This is a genomic window from Streptomyces sp. NPDC043996 (assembly GCF_056435225.1).
The window spans coordinates 199,761-216,407 of the sequence record NZ_JBWKEY010000015.1; the positions used below are offsets into that span (position 1 = coordinate 199,761).

The 16,647-nt window shown below is 74.2% G+C and carries 17 protein-coding genes; 10 read left to right on the forward strand and 7 right to left on the reverse strand.

Annotated elements, in window-relative coordinates; translation table 11 throughout:
- Positions 1–96: 96 nt before the first annotated feature.
- The 3 genes from AC07A4_RS33535 to AC07A4_RS33545 form a co-directional block, all read right to left on the reverse strand.
- On the reverse strand, positions 97–702 hold the full coding sequence (locus tag AC07A4_RS33535) for an Rv1733c family protein (RefSeq protein ID WP_478606095.1): 606 nt from the start codon (positions 700–702) through the stop codon (positions 97–99).
- Between the two features lie 210 nt (positions 703–912).
- A complete protein-coding gene (locus tag AC07A4_RS33540; protein ID WP_478606097.1) occupies positions 913–1,047 on the reverse strand; it encodes a hypothetical protein in 135 nt (44 codons plus the stop codon).
- Positions 1,048–1,258: 211 nt separating this feature from the next.
- Positions 1,259–1,729, reverse strand: coding sequence for a DUF6643 family protein (locus AC07A4_RS33545; RefSeq protein WP_478606100.1), 471 nt, complete (start codon positions 1,727–1,729; stop codon positions 1,259–1,261).
- Between the two features lie 292 nt (positions 1,730–2,021).
- On the opposite strand from AC07A4_RS33545, the gene AC07A4_RS33550 reads away from it, so the two are divergent.
- Positions 2,022–3,314, forward strand: coding sequence for a TerD family protein (locus AC07A4_RS33550; protein WP_478606102.1), 1,293 nt, complete (start codon positions 2,022–2,024; stop codon positions 3,312–3,314).
- Positions 3,315–3,318: 4 nt separating this feature from the next.
- Here AC07A4_RS33550 and AC07A4_RS33555 read toward each other — a convergent pair whose 3' ends face one another.
- On the reverse strand, positions 3,319–4,506 hold the full coding sequence (locus AC07A4_RS33555; RefSeq protein WP_478606105.1) for a glycosyltransferase: 1,188 nt from the start codon (positions 4,504–4,506) through the stop codon (positions 3,319–3,321).
- Between the two features lie 58 nt (positions 4,507–4,564).
- Between AC07A4_RS33555 and AC07A4_RS33560 the strand changes: the two genes are divergently transcribed.
- Positions 4,565–5,353 carry a glutamate racemase gene (locus AC07A4_RS33560; RefSeq protein WP_478606107.1) on the forward strand — a complete coding sequence of 263 codons (789 nt, stop codon included), beginning with the start codon at positions 4,565–4,567 and terminating at the stop codon, positions 5,351–5,353.
- A gap of 85 nt (positions 5,354–5,438) precedes the next feature.
- A complete protein-coding gene (locus AC07A4_RS33565; protein WP_478606110.1) occupies positions 5,439–5,990 on the forward strand; it encodes a hypothetical protein in 552 nt (183 codons plus the stop codon).
- A gap of 125 nt (positions 5,991–6,115) precedes the next feature.
- Here the strand turns inward: AC07A4_RS33565 and AC07A4_RS33570 are convergent, their stop codons facing one another.
- A complete protein-coding gene (locus AC07A4_RS33570; protein WP_478606112.1) occupies positions 6,116–7,144 on the reverse strand; it encodes an O-antigen ligase family protein in 1,029 nt (342 codons plus the stop codon).
- Between the two features lie 212 nt (positions 7,145–7,356).
- Here AC07A4_RS33570 and lnt point away from each other — a divergent pair, with 212 nt between their 5' ends.
- The 5 genes from lnt to AC07A4_RS33595 all read left to right on the forward strand — a co-directional run bounded on the left by lnt (position 7,357) and on the right by AC07A4_RS33595 (position 12,201).
- Positions 7,357–8,946, forward strand: a complete 1,590-nt coding sequence (gene lnt, locus AC07A4_RS33575; RefSeq protein WP_478606114.1) for an apolipoprotein N-acyltransferase — start codon at positions 7,357–7,359, stop codon at positions 8,944–8,946.
- A 10-nt stretch (positions 8,947–8,956) separates the two neighbouring features.
- Positions 8,957–9,427, forward strand: a complete 471-nt coding sequence (locus tag AC07A4_RS33580; RefSeq protein ID WP_478606117.1) for an NUDIX hydrolase — start codon at positions 8,957–8,959, stop codon at positions 9,425–9,427.
- Between the two features lie 125 nt (positions 9,428–9,552).
- Positions 9,553–10,266: a hypothetical protein gene (locus tag AC07A4_RS33585; RefSeq protein ID WP_478606119.1), complete on the forward strand. Its 714-nt coding sequence runs from the start codon at positions 9,553–9,555 to the stop codon at positions 10,264–10,266.
- A gap of 67 nt (positions 10,267–10,333) precedes the next feature.
- A complete protein-coding gene (locus AC07A4_RS33590; RefSeq protein WP_478606121.1) occupies positions 10,334–11,521 on the forward strand; it encodes a methyltransferase in 1,188 nt (395 codons plus the stop codon).
- Entirely contained in the window at positions 11,518–12,201 is a 684-nt protein-coding gene (locus AC07A4_RS33595; protein ID WP_478606124.1) for an alpha-ketoglutarate-dependent dioxygenase AlkB family protein, read from the forward strand. Before AC07A4_RS33590 ends, AC07A4_RS33595 begins: the two co-directional genes overlap by 4 nt.
- An 11-nt stretch (positions 12,202–12,212) precedes the next feature.
- Here the strand turns inward: AC07A4_RS33595 and AC07A4_RS33600 are convergent, their stop codons facing one another.
- Entirely contained in the window at positions 12,213–12,932 is a 720-nt protein-coding gene (locus AC07A4_RS33600) for a 2OG-Fe(II) oxygenase (protein ID WP_478606126.1), read from the reverse strand.
- A complete protein-coding gene (locus AC07A4_RS33605) occupies positions 12,929–13,426 on the reverse strand; it encodes a methylated-DNA--[protein]-cysteine S-methyltransferase (RefSeq protein WP_478606129.1) in 498 nt (165 codons plus the stop codon). Before AC07A4_RS33605 ends, AC07A4_RS33600 begins: the two co-directional genes overlap by 4 nt.
- A gap of 452 nt (positions 13,427–13,878) precedes the next feature.
- On the opposite strand from AC07A4_RS33605, the gene AC07A4_RS33610 reads away from it, so the two are divergent.
- Both AC07A4_RS33610 and AC07A4_RS33615 read left to right on the forward strand, forming a co-directional pair.
- Positions 13,879–14,412 (forward strand): hypothetical protein, encoded by a 534-nt coding sequence (locus tag AC07A4_RS33610; protein WP_478606132.1) that lies wholly within the window; start codon positions 13,879–13,881, stop codon positions 14,410–14,412.
- A 190-nt stretch (positions 14,413–14,602) separates the two neighbouring features.
- Complete coding sequence (locus AC07A4_RS33615) at positions 14,603–16,633, forward strand: FAD-dependent oxidoreductase (RefSeq protein WP_478606135.1); 2,031 nt, start codon at positions 14,603–14,605, stop codon at positions 16,631–16,633.
- Positions 16,634–16,647: the final 14 nt, after the last annotated feature.

Sequence of the window (16,647 nt, forward strand, 5' to 3'; positions counted from 1 at the left end):
GCCGAAGAGTTCGCCCGCTCCACCGTAGCGCGCGCGGAGCGGGGGAGTTGACCCGATGGCCAGGCTCTCACCTGCCCATGTGCCGGTGCGGCGGGCTCAGGCGCCCGTACCGGCCTTGCCCCAGTCCGGGCCCGCTCGCTCCCAGGCCTGGTCCCAGCGGGCGTAGCGCCGTTGGACGACGCGCCACAGGAGCAGCCGCCGGGCGCCTTCCACCAGTCCGGCGCTCGCGAGGGCGGCGCCGAAGCCGGCGAGGGCGGCGTGCGTGGTCGCGGTGACGGGGTCGAGCGGGCGGCCGACGACCTGGCCTGCCTTGTCGGTCCAGACGGTGAACCGGTCGCCTGGGCGGGGCGACTTGAGGTCGGACACGACCGTGCCCGCGTGCCCCGAGCCGTCAGGACCGGTCCAGCGGGCGAGCACGCGGCGGTGCGCGTCGCGCGCGGTGGACGTCTCCGGGTCGGGGTCCAGGGGCGGTTGGTCGGTCTCCTGCAGGACGGTGGCCGTCACGGCGTGGCGGGCCGCGCGCTGCGCCTCCACCGAGCGCAGCAGCGCGTCATGGGTGAGGCTGGCCGTGACCGCCCCGACCACCGGGGCCGCCACGGCGATCAGCAGGAGGGCCACGAGGGCCACCCAGGCCTCGGTGAGGTCCGTCCCGCGGCGCAGCGGGTTGCGGCGCCAGCGCCAGAGTCCGGCGATCGCTCGCACGGCCTTGCACCCCCTTCCGCGTCTGTCACCACGGTCCTGACCGGGAACGGCACGGTTCACGCGTGGGTCACGAGAAGAGAGAGTGACATCACCCTCCTTCTCGTCGCTTTCCGGACTCGTCCCGCCACATGCCCGCCACGGCCCCGCCAGGACCGTCCCACGAGCGTCAACGACCTTGCCCCGCAGTCGAGTTCCCCGCTGTCGCGCGATTCATTCGAGGATCGGGGGCGGGTCACCGATACGGATGGCGCCGGTGCGCTCGGAGCGGCGGGGCGGGCCGAAGCGGAGCCGAGAGGTGGTGCCGCTGACCTGCGCACCGGTGAGGGGGCCAGGGCGGTGCGCCATCGGTCGTCCGCCGCTCGGGGCAGGATGCCGGGGCGCGACGACATTCGGCCGGAAACGGTTCATGGGCAAGCGCGGGCCGCCGACCGGGCGCGGGCATGCGTACGCCGCCGTCGGTACGAGACTCGACGGCGGTCAACGCCGAACAGGGACGCGGTCGTCGCGTCTCGACCGGCTCCCGCCGGTGGGCGGGGGCAGGAGCGGCCGTACGCGGTCAGTAGCCGCGGTACTGCCGGTTGTACGGATCCTCGTGGGGCGCGGGGGCCGGGCGCGGCGCGGCGGGGCGCATCGCCTCGTACCCGGTGTTCGTCCCCATGGGGCGCTGCGGCTGCGGGCCGGGATAGCCGCGGGGGGCTCCGGCCTGCTGCGGGATGTACGGCGCGGGGGCCTGCTGCAGCGGTGCGGGCTGCGGGGCGGGCGCGTAGCCGTAGGCGGGGTTCGGGTGGGCGGGGGCCATGGGCGCCGCCGCCATCGGGGAGTGGCCCATCGACGGGCCGGAGGGGAGGGCGGGCAGCGCGGCCGGGAGGGCGGGGAGGTGGCTGCCCGTGTCATAGGCGGACGGAACGCGGATCGGAGCGATCTGCGGGGTGCCCCGCTCGGCGACCAGCGAGTCGTAGATGGGGGTGTCCGGGAAGGACGGCGCGGAGTAGTAACCGCCGCCATAAGTGGAGCGGGGGGAGGTCATGCTCCATAAGTTAAGCCCTTGATGTGCTGGTTGGGGAGACCGATAAGAGGGTTGTTTGACGTGTTGGCAGTGACGTCAGATCCTCAATGCGAGCGAACCTGGGAAAATCGGTCGCGCAACGCCGTAGGGATCCTGTAAAGGCAGCGGTCCCGAAGGGTTACCGGCGGTCGACCGGCGGTTGACGTCGGCCGTTTCGGGGACGGCGCGTGCGCGTCCGCGAATGCCAGGTAATAGGTTGGGCGGGAACGGAACGGCGGTCCTGCCGGACCCGGCTCTGGTGATGGGGGCAGACATGTCTATGGCCAAAGGTTCGAATGTTCCCGTGGGGGCGTCTGCCGTACGGGTCGAATTGGGCTGGGGTTCGGGCCCCGGTGTTCCGGACGCCGACGCCTCGGCGCTGCTGCTCGGCGCGTCCGGCAAGGTGCGCTCCGACGCCGACTTCGTGTTCTACAACCAGGCGACGCACGCCTCCGGCGCGGTGCGCCACGAGGGCAAGAAGGCTGCGGGCGACGGCGTGACCGACACCCTCGTCGTCGACCTCGCGCGCGTGGAGCCCGCCGTCGAGACGGTGGTGCTCGCCGCCTCCTCGGACGGCGGCTCGTTCGGGAAGGTGCCGGGCCTGCACATCCGGGTCGTCGACGCCGCCAGCGGCGCGGAGATCGCGCGCTACGACAGCGCGGACGCGAGCGTGGAGACGGCGTTCGTCCTCGGCGAGCTCTACCGCCGCCAGGGAGCCTGGAAGTTCCGTGCCGTCGGCCAGGGGTACGGCAGCGGCCTGGAGGGCCTCGCCACGGACTACGGCATCACCGTGGACGAGCCGCAGCAGGCGGCGCCCACGCCGCCGCCCGCACCCGCACCGCCCGTGGCCGCGCCCGCTCCCGCTCCCGCGGTGACCGCCCCCGCCCCGGTCGCGCCGCCGCCCCCGCCCGCCGCCCCCGCCCAGCCGGTGCGCCTGACGAAGGTCACGCTCACCAAGGAGGCGCCGACCGTCTCCCTGACCAAGCAGGGCGGCACCTCGGGCGCGCTGCGCGTGAACCTCAACTGGGAGGTGCGCAAGCAGTTCAAGGGCTGGGCCAGCAAGCTCGGACGCGCCGTGGCCATGCACGCCGACCTCGACCTCGACCTGTGCGCCCTGTACGAACTCACCGACGGCCGCAAGGGAGTCGTCCAGGCCCTCGGCAACGCCTTCGGCGCCCTGAACCAGCCCCCGTACATCCTCCTCGACGGCGACGACCGCACCGGAGCGGTGTCGACGGGCGAGAACCTCACCGTCAACCTCGACCACGCCCAGGAACTGCGGCGCATGGTCATCTTCGTGACCATCTACGAAGGCGCCCGCAGCTTCGCCGACCTGCACGCGACGGTCACGCTCACGCCGCAGCACGGCGCGCCCATCGACTTCTCGCTTGACGAGTGCACCGTGCCGTCGACGGTGTGCGCCCTCGCGCTCATCACGAACACCAACGGCGAACTCGTCGTCCAGCGCGAGGCCCGCTACCTGGTGCCCGAGCGCGGCGTCAGCCCGCAGCGCACCATCGACTACGCGTACGGCTGGGGCATGAACTGGACGCCCGGCAGGAAGTGACCGCTCACGTCCGCGACTCGGGCGCCGCCTCGGCGGCGTCCGGACGCGCGTACGTACGGCCCTTCCACGCCGCGCCCCGCCCCTGGTAGTGCCGCACCGCGGAGTCCACCGTCATCAGCAGGTACAGGAACGCGGTCGCGGGGAGCGTGAGCGCGAGCCACGGCGGCTGGCGGTAGTAGCGCAGCATCGGCAGGTACGTCGCCGTCATCACCAGCCACGCCAGGCCGCCGAGGAGCGCGGCCGGGGCGTCGCCCGCCGCGAGGCCCGCGACCAGGGCCAGCGGCGGCACCAGATAGACCAGCGCGAGCCCGGCCACCGTCCCGGCGAGCACCGCCGGGTTGTGCCGCAGCTGGGCGTACGCGCTGCGCGCCACCATCCCCCACAGGTCCGCCAGGCGCGGATAGGGGCGCACGCTGTCGACGCGGTCGGCGAGCCCCAGCCAGATGTGGCCGCCGCCGCCCTTGACGGCACGCGCAAGGGCCACGTCGTCGATGACCGCGTGCCGGATCGCGTCCGGCACCCGGGCCCGCTCGGCGGCGTCCGTACGCAGCAGGACGCAGCCGCCGGCCGCGGCGGCGGTCCGCCCGCCCTTCCGCGCGATCCAGCGGAACGGGTACAGCTGTCCGAAGAAGTAGACGAACGCCGGGACGACCAGGCGCTCCCAGACGCTGGCCACCCGCAGCCGCGCCATCTGCGAGACGAGGTCATAGCCGCCGGTCTCGGCGGCCGCCACCAACGCGCGCAGGCTGTCGCGCTCGTGGGCGATGTCCGCGTCGGTCAGGAGCAGGTACTCCGGGTCCCGCGCGCGGGCCAGGCCGACGCCGTGCCGCACCGCCCACAGCTTGCCCGTCCACCCGGCGGGCGGCTCGCCCGGCGCGGTGACGGTCAGCGGGAGCCCGCCGTGGCGCGCGGCCAACTCCCGCGCGAGCGCGCCCGTCCCGTCGGTGCTGCCGTCGTCGACGAGGAACACCTCGGCGCGCCCCGGATAGTCCTGCGCGAGCAGCGACGGCAGGCTGTCGGGCAGCACCGCGGCCTCGTCCCGCGCGGGGACGACGACGCCCACCGACGGCCATGCGTCCGGCTCGCGGCGCGGCGGAAGGCGCAGGTCCGTACGCCAGCAGAAACCCTGTCCAAGCAGCAGCCACAGCCAGGCGCCCAGCGAGGCGGCGGCGGTCCACGCAACGGCACTCATCCGCCGCAGTCTGCCCCACCGTGCCCGGTTCGTGTGTTCGATCGACTAAGGTGACCGGGTGAAGATCGCGCTGATGGACTCCGGAATCGGACTGCTCGCCGCGGCCACCGCGGTACGACGCCTGGCCCCTGGAGCCGACCTCGTGCTCTCCTCGGACCCGGACGGACTGCCCTGGGGACCGCGCACTCCAGAAGACATCGTCCGCCGCTCCCTCGCCGTCGCCGAGGCCGCCGCCGCGCACCGGCCGGACGCGATGATCGTCGCCTGCAACACCTCGACGGTGAACGCGCTGCCCGCGCTGCGCGACCGCTTCGAGCCGGACCTGCCGGTCATCGGCACCGTCCCCGCGATCAAGCCCGCCGCCGCGGGCGGCGGACCCGTCGCCATCTGGGCCACGCCCGCCACCACCGGCAGCCCCTACCAGCGCGGCCTCATCAAGGACTTCGCCGACGGCGTCCCCGTCACCGAGGTGCCCTGCCCGGGCCTGGCCGACGCGGTCCAGAACGCCGACGAGGACGCCATCGCGCGCGCCATCGCCGCGGCCGCCGCCCTCACCCCGCCCGATGTAAGGGTCGTCGTCCTGGGCTGCACCCATTACGAGCTGGTCGCGGAGCGCATCCGCGCCGCCGTGCAGCGGCCGGAGCTGCCGCCGCTGGTCCTGCACGGCTCGGCCGGAGCGGTCGCCGCGCAGGCGCTGCGCCGGGCCGGTGAGGCGGCCCGCGCGCGGGACGGCCACGGCGGCCTCACCGTGATCCTCAGCGGGCGCGAGTCGGCGCTGCCGCCCGCCGCCCTGGCGTACGCGGAAGGACGCCTCCTGGCGCAGGCCACCCCGGCGCTGCGGCCCTGACCCGGCGCGACCGGACCGGTCCTCCGCGGGGGTGACTCTCCGCGACGCGGTGCCTTCGCCGCGGATCGTGAGTAGTCTCGTTGTCATGACGGACCACGCCCACGGCGAGCGGGCTGCCGCCGAGGACAAGACCGAGATCTGGACCGGGCGCGCGTCGAACCGCGTCCAGTGGTTGCTTGCCTGCGCCGGTGCGGCCTGCCTGGCCCTCGGCATCGACCTGGCTGTCGAGTCCCTGTGGTCCTCGGGCGTCCTGGCGCTGGTCATGTCGGTCGTCGGGTGCATCGCCGTCGGCCTGCTGGTCCTGTTCGGCACGCTGGCCTTCGTCCACGTCGCCGTGAAGGTGGACGCGGACTCGCTGGAGGTGCGCTGCGGCCACATCGGGGTGCCGCGCCGCCGCATCCTCCTCTCGCACGTGGTCGACGCCGACTTCGCACCGGCCGTCACCCCCCGCCAATGGGGCGGCTGGGGCTACCGCTGGCGGCCCGACCAGGGCACCGCCGTCATCGTCCGCCGCGGCGAGGGCGTCGTCCTGCAACTGGGCGACGGCCACAAGTTCACGGTGACCGTGGATAACGCGGAGAGTGCGGTGCGTGTCATTCGTGACCGGCTGCGGGGCGCGGGTACGACCGCGGCCTGACCGGGCTTGGCTTGCGGGGGTGCCCCGCTTCCCCTGCCTTTTTCCCTGGCTCGGCTCTGGGAGGGTATGTGCGGGTGCGTCGTGGCTGGGCGCGCAGTTCCCCGCGCCCCTTCGGGGCGCTGCCCTCACCCGCTCTCCTCCAGTGGGCGGGCCGTCGCGATGCCCGCTAGGAGGCCCGCGCCCACCGTCACCGACGTCACGCTCAGCGCGTTGCCGAGGGTGGCGATCGCGGCGAGGGCCGTCAGGGACGCGGCCGCCGTCAGGGTGACCGGGGTGGAGCGCGGGGAGCGGTACAGGGCGAACAGGAGCCAGACGAAGGCCGCCGCCAGCAGGGTCATGCCGACGAAGCCCTGCTCCGCCGCCTGCTGGAGCAGGGCCGAGTGGGGCTTGGTGTCCGTGGCCAGGCCCGCGGTGACCGTGGGTGACGCGTCGCCGAAGCGGCCCGGGCCCACGCCGAGCGCCGGATGCCCGGCCGCCAGGCCCTCCGCGTCCCGCCACATCTGCACCCGGTGGCCACCGAGCTGGCCCTCCAGGGACACCGTGAGGCCCTCGGGCAGGACGTCGTCGGCGACGGCCCAGGCCGCCCCCGCGACCACCGTCGCCGCGAGCGCGAACCCGGCGAGACCGACCGAGCGGCGGGGCGCGAGGGCCGCCGCGTGGGAGCACAGCACGATCCCGGCGCACGCGAGGAACCCCGCCGTCGAGCCGAGCGCCGCCGCGGCCCCCATGACACCGACGGCGAGCAGGCGCAGGCACAGCCGGAGCCCCGGCCCGCGCGCCGCCCACGCCGCGCAGCACGCCGCGCCCGCCGACAGGCCAAGGAGCGCCGCCGTGGCCCCGATGGGCCCGAGCGGAGACACGCTGGTGGGACCCGGCGTCACATGCGGTGCCGCCGCGGCCAGGGCCACACCGGCGAGCGCGCCCACGCAGGGCGCCGCCACCGGCAGCAGGGCCCCGGCGATGCGCCCGCCCGCGTAACCGGCGGCGACCGCGAGCACCGCGAGGAGCACGCCGTCCGGGCGCCCGCCCCGCAGCCCCGCGGTGACCAGCGCCCACGCCGCGCACGCCGCGAGGACCGCGAGACCGCTCGCGTCCGCGACCCCGCGCCGCTGCCCGGTCCACCCGGCCGTCGCAACCGCCCCCGTCGACCCCAATCCGCCCCCCGGATGTCTGCGGGCCCCGCCCGTGTGGCTCCATCCCGTCGCACGTCAGGGACTGCGGCACACCGTAGCGGCTGATGACACCAGTTGTGGATGTCTCGCGCAGAAACGATCTAGCAGATGTGTGCGACGGACACGCGGGGCGGCCGTCCGCGCCGGGCGGACCGCGCTGTCGGCGTCCAGATGGCGCGCCGTACACTCCCCGAGTGACCGCCACCACCGCTCCCAGTGAGACATCGGAGCAGCCCGCACCGCAGCCCGCACCACGATCCCGTGCGGAGCGGGCCCGGAGACGGCTGGTTCCGGCCGCCGCCGCGGTGCTCTCGGGCGTCCTGCTGTACCTGAGCTTCGCGCCGCGCGAGCTGTGGTGGCTCGCGCCCTTCTCCTTCGCCCTCCTCGGGTTCGTCCTGCACGGCCGCGCGCCCCGCTCCGGCTTCGGCCTCGGCCTGCTGATGGGGCTCGGCTACTTCCTGCCGCTCCTGTCGTGGACCGGCGTGGACGTGGGGCCGCTGCCGTGGGTCGCGCTCGCCGTGGCCGAGGCGCTGTTCCTCGGGCTCGCGGGCCTGGGCATCGCCTGGGTGTCGCGGCTCCCGGTGTGGCCCGTGTGGGCCGCCGGGGTGTGGATCCTCCTGGAGGCGGCGCGGGCGCGGTTCCCGTTCGAGGGCTTCCCGTGGGGCAAGGTCGCCTTCGGCCAGCCCACCGGCCTGTTCCTGCCGCTTGCCTCGCTCGGCGGCACCTCGCTGCTCGGCTTCGCCGTCGTGCTGTGCGGCTTCGGCCTCGGCGACCTCGTCCGCCGCTTGAGGGCCGCGCCCCGGGCCCGCGACCGCGGTGTGCTGGCCGCCGCCGCGCTCACCGCGCTGCCCGTCGCCGCGGGGGCGGCCGCGCTGCCGCTGGTGTCCACGGAGGCGGAGCACGGCACCGCCACCGTCGCCGTCATCCAGGGCAACGTGCCGCGCATGGGCCTGGACTTCAACGCCCAGCGCCGGGCCGTCCTCGACCACCACGTCCGCGAGACGCTGCGCCTGGCCGAGCGGGTCAAGCGGGGCAAGGCGGCCCAGCCCGACCTCGTGCTGTGGCCGGAGAACTCCTCCGACATCGACCCGTACGCCAACGCCGACGCCTACGCGGAGATCGACAAGGCGGTGAAGGCCATCAAGGCCCCCGTCTCCGTGGGCGCCGTCGTCAGGGGCGACGACAGCCCCCGCAACCGGCAGATCCTCTGGGACCCCAAGACCGGCCCCGGCGCCCACTACGACAAGCGGCACCTCCAGCCGTTCGGCGAGTACATGCCCTACCGCGACTTCTTCCGCGTGTTCAGCTCCGACGTCGACCGCGCCGGCGTCTTCCAGCCCGGGGACAAGCCCGTCGTCTTCGACATGGCGGGCACCGAGGTGGGGCCGGTCACCTGCTACGAGGCCGCGTTCGACTCCGTGGTGCGGGACCAGGTGAAGGAGGGCGCGCAGATCCTCTCCGTGCCCAGCAACAACGCCACCTTCGAGCGCAGCCAGATGACGTACCAGCAGCTGGCCATAGACCGGGTGCGGGCCGTCGAGCACGGCAGGGCCGTCATGGTGCCGGTGACCAGCGGGGTGAGCGCCGTGATCCGCCCGGACGGCACGGTCGCCCAGCGCACCGGGATGTTCACGGCCGAGTCCCTGGTCGCGGAGGTGCCCAAGCGCAGCTCGCTGACGCTCGCGACCCGGCTCGGCGGCTGGCCCGAAGTGCTGCTCGCCGGGCTCGGCGTGGCCGGAATCGGCCTGGTGATCGCGCGCAAGCGGCTCAGGGCCGACGGTTAGGGTGCGGATCATGGCGACACCGGATTTCATCAAGACCCTGCGCGTCGACGCGGGCCACCAGCTGCTGTGGCTGCCCGGCGTGACCGCGATCGTCTTCGACGACGAGGGCCGCGTGCTGCTCGGCAAGCGCGTCGACAACGGCAAGTGGTCGGTGATCGGCGGCATTCCCGAGCCGGGGGAGCAGCCCGCCGCGTGCGCCGTGCGGGAGGTCTACGAGGAGACCGCCGTGCGCTGCGTGGCCGAGCGCGTGGTGCTGGTCGAGGCGCTTCCGCGCGTCACGTATCCGAACCGCGACGAGTGCCAGTTCATGGACATCACCGTCCGCTGCCGCGCGGTCGGCGGCGAACCGCGGGTCAACGACGACGAGTCGCTCGACGTCGGCTGGTTCGCGCTCGACGCGCTGCCGGACGTGCACGAGAGCGGCCTGTTCCGCATCAAGCAGGCGATGGCGGACGGGCCCACCTGGTTCGCCCGCGACTGACGCGCACCCGTGTGCGGCGCCCCATGGTGGCCCGCCGCGACAGCATGTAGCCTGCACGGATGTTGACGGGATGATCCGGGTGGCCGCCCGCGAGGCGCCGCCGAACCACGAGGCAGGGACGGGAGTTGAGCCGGAAGACCTTCGGTGTCACGCTGCGGGGGCTCGCCTGCGCGCTGCTGGCCTGGCTGGTCTGGCTCGTGTGGCACCTGAGCACGTACGACGCCTCGAACGTCCAGTGGTCCTGCTACGACGACGCGGACTGCGGCGGCAGCGACCAGCTCGCGGCCGTGGCACCCGAGATAGGCATCGGCGTCGCCGTCCTCCTCGGCTTCGCCGCCGTAAGGTTCCTGCACCGCGCGACGGTGGGCGCGGTCATCGCCCTGAGCGCGCTCGCCGCCATCGCGGGCTGGCACGACGCGATGGCCGACGGCCGCGTGTCCTCCGGCACGGTCACGGACTTCATGCTCGTCGCGCCCGTCGGCCGCCACACGGTCACGGCCTGGCTGACGTTCCTGTGGGCGGTGGCCGCCGCGGGCGCCTGCGTGGCGCTGTGGGGCGCCGTCGTCAGCCTGCGCCGCACCGCCGCGCTGCGCCGCCTGCGCGGCGGCTTCGCCACGGCCGAGGCCCACCTGGTGGGCTGGCGGCCGGTGCGCGGCAGGCGCGGCGAGGTGACCGTCGTCTTCTACGACCGCCGGGGCGCGCGCCACAGCGTCCGGCTCGTCGTGGACCGCGGGGCGCTCGACCGGCCGGTCCTCGCGGTGTACGACCCCGAGCGCCCCGCCGACTCGGGAAGCACCCGGGTCGCCATTCCGCGGCGGCGGCTGCCGCGCCCCTCGTGAGGCCGGGGCCCTCCTGACCCGCACCGGCCCACCGGGCGGCGGGCGCTACCAGTAGCCTGAGGGCACGATGAACCGTTTGAGCACGTCATGGGGTGCGTACGACCTCACCCGCTTCCCCGAGGACCCGCGCGACCAGCTGCGGGCCTGGTCCGCCGCCGACGCCTATCTGCTGCGGCACCTGGCCGGAGACGAGGAAGGCGCGGAGGGCGCGGCGGGCGAGCCGGTCGCGCTGGACGGCACCGTGGTCGTGATCGGCGACCGGTGGGGCGCGCTGACCACCGCCCTCGCCGCGCACCGGCCGGTGCAGATCACCGACTCGTTCCTGGCCCGGCAGGCGACCCGCGCCAATCTGGAGCGGGCCGGGCACACACCGGACGCGGCACGCCTGCTGACGACCAGGGACACTCCGCCGGAGCGCGTGGACGTGCTCCTGGTGCGGGTGCCCAAGAGCCTCGCGCTCCTGGAGGACCAGCTGCACCGGATCGCGCCCGCCGTGCACGCGGGCACCGTCGTCGTCGGCGCCGGCATGGTCACCGAGATCCACACCTCGACCCTTGAGCTCTTCGAGCGGATCATCGGCCCGACCCGCACCTCGCTGGCCCGGCAGAAGGCACGCCTGATCTTCACCACGCCGGACCCGGACCGCGCCCGCACGCCGAGCCCCTGGCCGCGCGCGTACGTCCTCGCGGCCGACTCCGGCGCGGGCGCGGGCCTGACCGCCGTCAACCACGCGGGCATCTTCTGCGCCGAGCGCCTCGACATCGGCACGCGCTTCTTCCTCCAGCACCTGCCCGCGAGCCGCGGCGACGCGCACGTCGTGGACCTGGGCTGCGGCAACGGCGTGCTCGGCACGGCCGCGGCGGTCGCCAACCCCGAGGCCCGCGTCACCTTCGTCGACGAGTCGTACCAGGCCCTCGCCTCGGCGGAGGCCACGTACCTGGCCAACGCCAAGGCCGGTGCCGGGGCCGCCAAGGCGGAGTTCCTGGCTGGGGACGCGCTGTCGGCGGTGCCCGAGCGGTCCGTGGACCTGGTCCTGAACAACCCGCCCTTCCACAGCCACCAGGCGACGACCGACGCGACGGCCCTGCGCATGTTCCGCGGGGCGCGCGCCGCGCTGCGCCCCGGCGGCGAGCTGTGGGTCGTCGCCAACCGCCACCTCGGCTACCACGTGCGCCTCAAGCGGCTCTTCGACGACGTCGACGTCGCCGCGAGCAACCGCAAGTTCGTGATCCTGCGGGCGGTCAGGGGCCGATGAGCGGCGAGCTCTTCCCGCGCGAGCGGCGCGAGCTGGCCCCGGGCGCGGTGCACGTCCCCGACTGGCTCGCCGCCGACCGCCAGCGGGAGCTCGTCGCCGCCTGCCGCGCGTGGGCCCGCCCGCCCGCGGGACTGCGCACCGTCCAGCTGCCGGGCGGCGGCACCATGACCGCGCGCCAGGTGTGCCTGGGCTGGCACTGGTACCCGTACGGCTACGCGCGCACCGTCGTCGACGGCGACGGCGCGCCGGTGAAGCCGATGCCCGGCTGGCTCGCGGAGCTCGGGCGCGCGGCCGTGCACGACGCGTACGGGGACGGCACGGGGCCGGGGGACGGGGAGCCGGGCGGGGGCACGGACGCTGACGCGTACGACATCGCGCTGATCAACCACTATGGCGCCGACGCCCGGATGGGCATGCACCGCGACAGCGACGAGACGTCCCTCGCGCCGGTCGTCTCGCTGAGTCTCGGGGATACCTGCGTGTTCCGGTTCGGCACCCCTCAGTCGCGCTCGCGCCCGTACACCGACATCGAGCTGCGCAGCGGTGACCTGGTGGTGTTCGGTGGCCCCTCGCGGCTCGCGTATCACGGCGTGCCGCGCGTCCTTGCGGGCACCGCGCCGCCGGAACTCGGCCTGGCGGGACGGCTGAACCTCACGCTGCGGGTGAGCGGTCTGCGCTGAACCCCGTGCCCTCAGGCGTCGTGGAACACCAGGCCCAGCGTGCGCCGCAGGCCCGAGCGGACCGTGCTCACGCCGTGCCGCACCGGCGCCGCCGACCAGCCACGGGCGGAGCGCACCGGCCGGTCGCGGGTGGTGAACACCAGGCCGCGGCCTTGAGGCAGCGCGGTGACGGTGCCGCGGGACTGGGCCCGCGGGCGCTGCTCGACGAGCAGGAACTCTCCGCCCGTGTAGTCCTCGCCGTGGACGTCGAGGCCGATGACGACCTGGAGCGGGAAGACAAGGTCGCCGAAGAGGTCGCGGTGCAGCGCGTTCCAGTCGCCGCTCTCGTACCGCAGCAGGATCTGAGAGGACTTGGACTGGCCCGCCTCGTGGCACAGGGCGAGCCACTCGTCGAGCTCGTCGGGCCACGGGGCGGGGCGGCCGAGGCGCGCGGCCCAGTCCCGGGCGACGGGGAGCAGCTTCGGGTAGAGGGCGGCGCGCAGCGCGGCGACCGGGCCCGGCAGGTCGTGGCCGAAGTAGCGGTACTGGCCGGAGCCGAAGCGGTGCCTGGCCATGTCGACCGTCGACCGGAACAGGCCGATGTCGTCGTAAAGACCGGCGACCGCCCGGCACGCGGCGGGGTCGAGGAGCGGGGGCGTCAGGGCGCAGCCGTGGAGGTCGAGCTCGGCGGCGATGCCGGGCCAGTCGGCGGCGCCGACCCTGGTGGCGGCGTCGGGCACGGCGGTGTTCACGCCGCCTCCAGATCGAGCAGGCGCCGCTTGCGCTCCAGGCCTGCCGCGTAGCCGGTGAGGGAGCCGTCCGCGCCGATCACGCGGTGGCAGGGGCGCACGACGAGCAGGGGGTTGCGGCCGATGGCGGTGCCGAGGGCCCGCACGGCGGCGCGGGAGAGCCCGAGGTGCGCGGCGAGCGCTCCGTACGTCGTCGTGGTGCCGTACGGCACGGATTCCAGGGCGTCCCACACCTTGCGCTGGAAGTCCGTGCCCGCGCCCGGGGCGTACTCGATGTCGAACCGGGTCAGCGTGCCCGCGAAGTAGCCGCGCAGCTGCTCGGTGATCGCCGCGAACGCCGCGTCGTCGCGCGCCCACCCGTCCTGGACGGCCACGGCGCCCTTCTGCTCCGGCATCGACAGCGACGCGAGGGCCGTGCCGCCGGGGGCGGTGGCCGACGTCTCGCCGACGAGCAGCAGCTCGCCGAGGGGGCTGTCGAAGGTCGTGTAGACGGTCATCGCGCCGGTCCTCTCTCAGATTCGGTTCTTGGATTCGGTTCTTGGATCCGGTTCCTGGATCCGGTTCCTGGAGTCGGCGGATCGGCTGGGGGTGATCCGCCCTCCTGATCAGTCTGCGTCGCGCGCGAGTGCGCGGCTGGCGGTTTTCGGACAGGGCGATGAGGGAGGTCAGGGGCACTTCGCCGGGCGGTGCGGCGCGGTGCCGGTGAGCTCTCGGCGGGGCGCGGCGCGGTCGGTCGGCGCGGTGAGCGTACCGGGGCGGGCGTGGACGGCGTCGGCCCGTGGGAAGCGTGGGGCGGTGGCGGGCGGCACGCGGTGCCGGGCGGGGGCGGCGGCGTGAACTCATCGGTCACGCGTGCGCCCGGGGATAACCAGCCGTCCAGACCGGTAATGATCACGTGGGGAAGGTCAGAGGGGCGTTCTAGCCTTGTGCCGACCGAAGGGTGGGGAAGATGGACGTACCGAATGTCGTGGGGGACTGGCAGGAGTACCAGTCCGAGGAACTGGCCGGGCTGCGCGTGCGGGTGCACGGCCTCAAGCGGGCCACTCCCAAGCGTGGCCGGGACGATGACGCCAAGGGGCTGACGTACGTCGCCTTCGACGTCACCTTCGAGAACCGTGGCTCCGAGTTCGTCACCATCGACCTGCACGACCATCCGTGGCATTTCGACGTGCGGGTGGGCAGGGACGGCCACGGCGCCTTCGTCGACGAGTACGGCTCGGTCGTCATCAGGGACTTCAACCTCTATCCGCAGCGGCGGGTGACGGCGACGCTGTACGCCGCCGCGCCGATCGCGAAGCTCCGGCAGCTCGACGTGCAGATCAGCCCCCGGCTCGACGGGGAGCCCGCGTTCGGCTACGTGTGGGTCGGCGGCCTGGGGGTGCACGAGGGGTCGACCCGGGTGGGGGCCCGGGCGTCCACGGCCAAGACGGGCGTCGCGAGCGAGGTGGAGCGGTTCCTGCAGGACAACGCGCCGGGGGAGTGAGCGGGTCCGCCGCGGTGGCCGGTGTGAGGTGCGTGCCGGTGTGAGGTGCGTCCCGCCCTTGTGCAACTAGTTGCATAAAGGGTGGGGCTGGCCTACAACTGTCCTGACGAACCGCGCCGCCGCGTATCCGCGCGGGAAAGACCGCGCATCCGCGCGGGGACACGCGCATCCGCGCAGGAAAAGAGGCCGCATGGACGCCCCGAGCCGCTACCCGCACCTGCTCAGCCCGCTCGATCTCGGCTTCACCACGCTGCCGAACCGGGTCCTGATGGGCTCCATGCACGTGGGCCTGGAAGAGGCGCCGGGCGGGTTCGCGCGCATGGCCGCGTTCTACGCCGCCCGCGCGCGCGGCGGCGTCGGCCTCATCGTCACCGGCGGCATCGCGCCGAACGAGGCGGGGCGCCCCTGGGAGGGCGGCGCCAAGCTCACCACCGAGGCGGAGGCCGAGCGGCACGCCCCGGTCACCGAGGCCGTGCACCGCGAGGGCGGCAGGATCGCGATGCAGATCCTGCACTTCGGGCGGTACGCCTACCACGCCGACCTGGTCGCGCCGAGCGCGCTCCAGGCGCCGATCAGCCCCTTCGCGCCGCGCGCCCTGGAGGACGACGAGGTCGAGCGGACCATCGAGGACTTCGTGCGCGCCGCCGAACTCGCGCGGCTCGCGGGCTACGACGGCGTCGAGATCATGGGCTCCGAGGGCTATCTGATCAACGAGTTCATCGCGGCCCCGACCAACCGGCGCACCGACCGGTGGGGCGGCGCCTACGAGAACCGCATGCGCTTCCCCGTCGAGATCGTCCGCCGCACGCGCGAGCGCCTCGGCCCGGACTTCATCATCGTCTACCGGCTCTCCATGCTGGACCTGGTGCCCGGCGGCTCCACCCTCGACGAGGTCGTGCGGCTCGCGAAGGCGATCGAGGCCGCGGGCGCCACCCTCATCAACACCGGCATCGGCTGGCACGAGGCCCGCATCCCCACCATCGCGACGTCCGTGCCGCGCGGCGCGTACACCTTCGTCACCAAGAAGGTCATGGGCGAGGTGTCCGTGCCGCTGGTGACGACCAACCGCATCAACACCCCCGAACTCGCCGAGCGGCTGCTCGCCGACGGCGCCGCCGACATGGTGTCCCTGGCGCGCCCGCTGCTCGCCGACCCCGACTTCGTCGCCAAGGCGCGCGCCGAGCAGCCGGACGCCATCAACACCTGCATCGGCTGCAACCAGGCCTGCCTCGACCACACCTTCAACCTCCAGATCACCTCCTGCCTGGTGAATCCGCGCGCCTGCCACGAGACCGAGCTCGTCCTCGCGCCGACCCGCCGCGCGAAGCGCGTCGCCGTGGTCGGCGCGGGCCCCGCCGGACTCGCCTGCGCCGTCTCGGCGGCCGAGCGCGGCCACGACGTGACGCTGTACGACGCCGCCGCCGAGATCGGCGGCCAGCTGAACGTCGCCCGCAGGGTCCCCGGCAAGGAGGAGTTCGACGAGACCCTGCGCTACTACCGCACCCAGCTCGAACTGCGCGGCGTGGACGTGCGCCTGAACACCTACGTGACGGCGGAGGGGCTCGCCGGCGCGGGCTACGACGACGTGGTCGTCGCCACCGGCGTCACCCCCCGCACCCCCGACATCCCCGGCATCGACCACCGCAGCGTCGTCGGCTACCTGGACGTGCTGCGCGACGGCGCGCCCGTCGGCGAGCGGGTCGCGATCGTCGGCGCGGGCGGCATCGGCTTCGACGTCGCGGAGTACCTCACCGACAGCGGCGACAAGGCCAGCCTCGACCCGGCGACGTACTTCAGGCACTGGGGCGTCGACATGGACTACCGCGACCGCGGCGGGCTCACCGAGCCCGAGCGGCCGGTGCCGCCGCGCACCGTCCACCTGCTGCAGCGCAAGAGCTCCAAGGTCGGCCAGGGCCTCGGCAAGACGACCGGCTGGATCCACCGCACGGAGCTGCGCCACCGCGGCGTCGCCATGGTGGCGGGCGTGTCCTACGACCGCATCGACGACGAGGGCCTGCACATCACCGTCGACGACACCGCGCGCACCATCCCCGTGGACACGGTGGTGCTGTGCGCGGGCCAGGAGCCCCGGCGCGACCTGTACGACGCGCTGCTCGCGGGGGGTGTGCGCGCCCACCTCATCGGCGGCGCCGACGTCGCGGCCGAGCTGGACGCCAAACGCGCCATCAAGCAGGGCACGGAGCTGGCCGCCGCGCTGTGAGGCGCCGGGGCGGG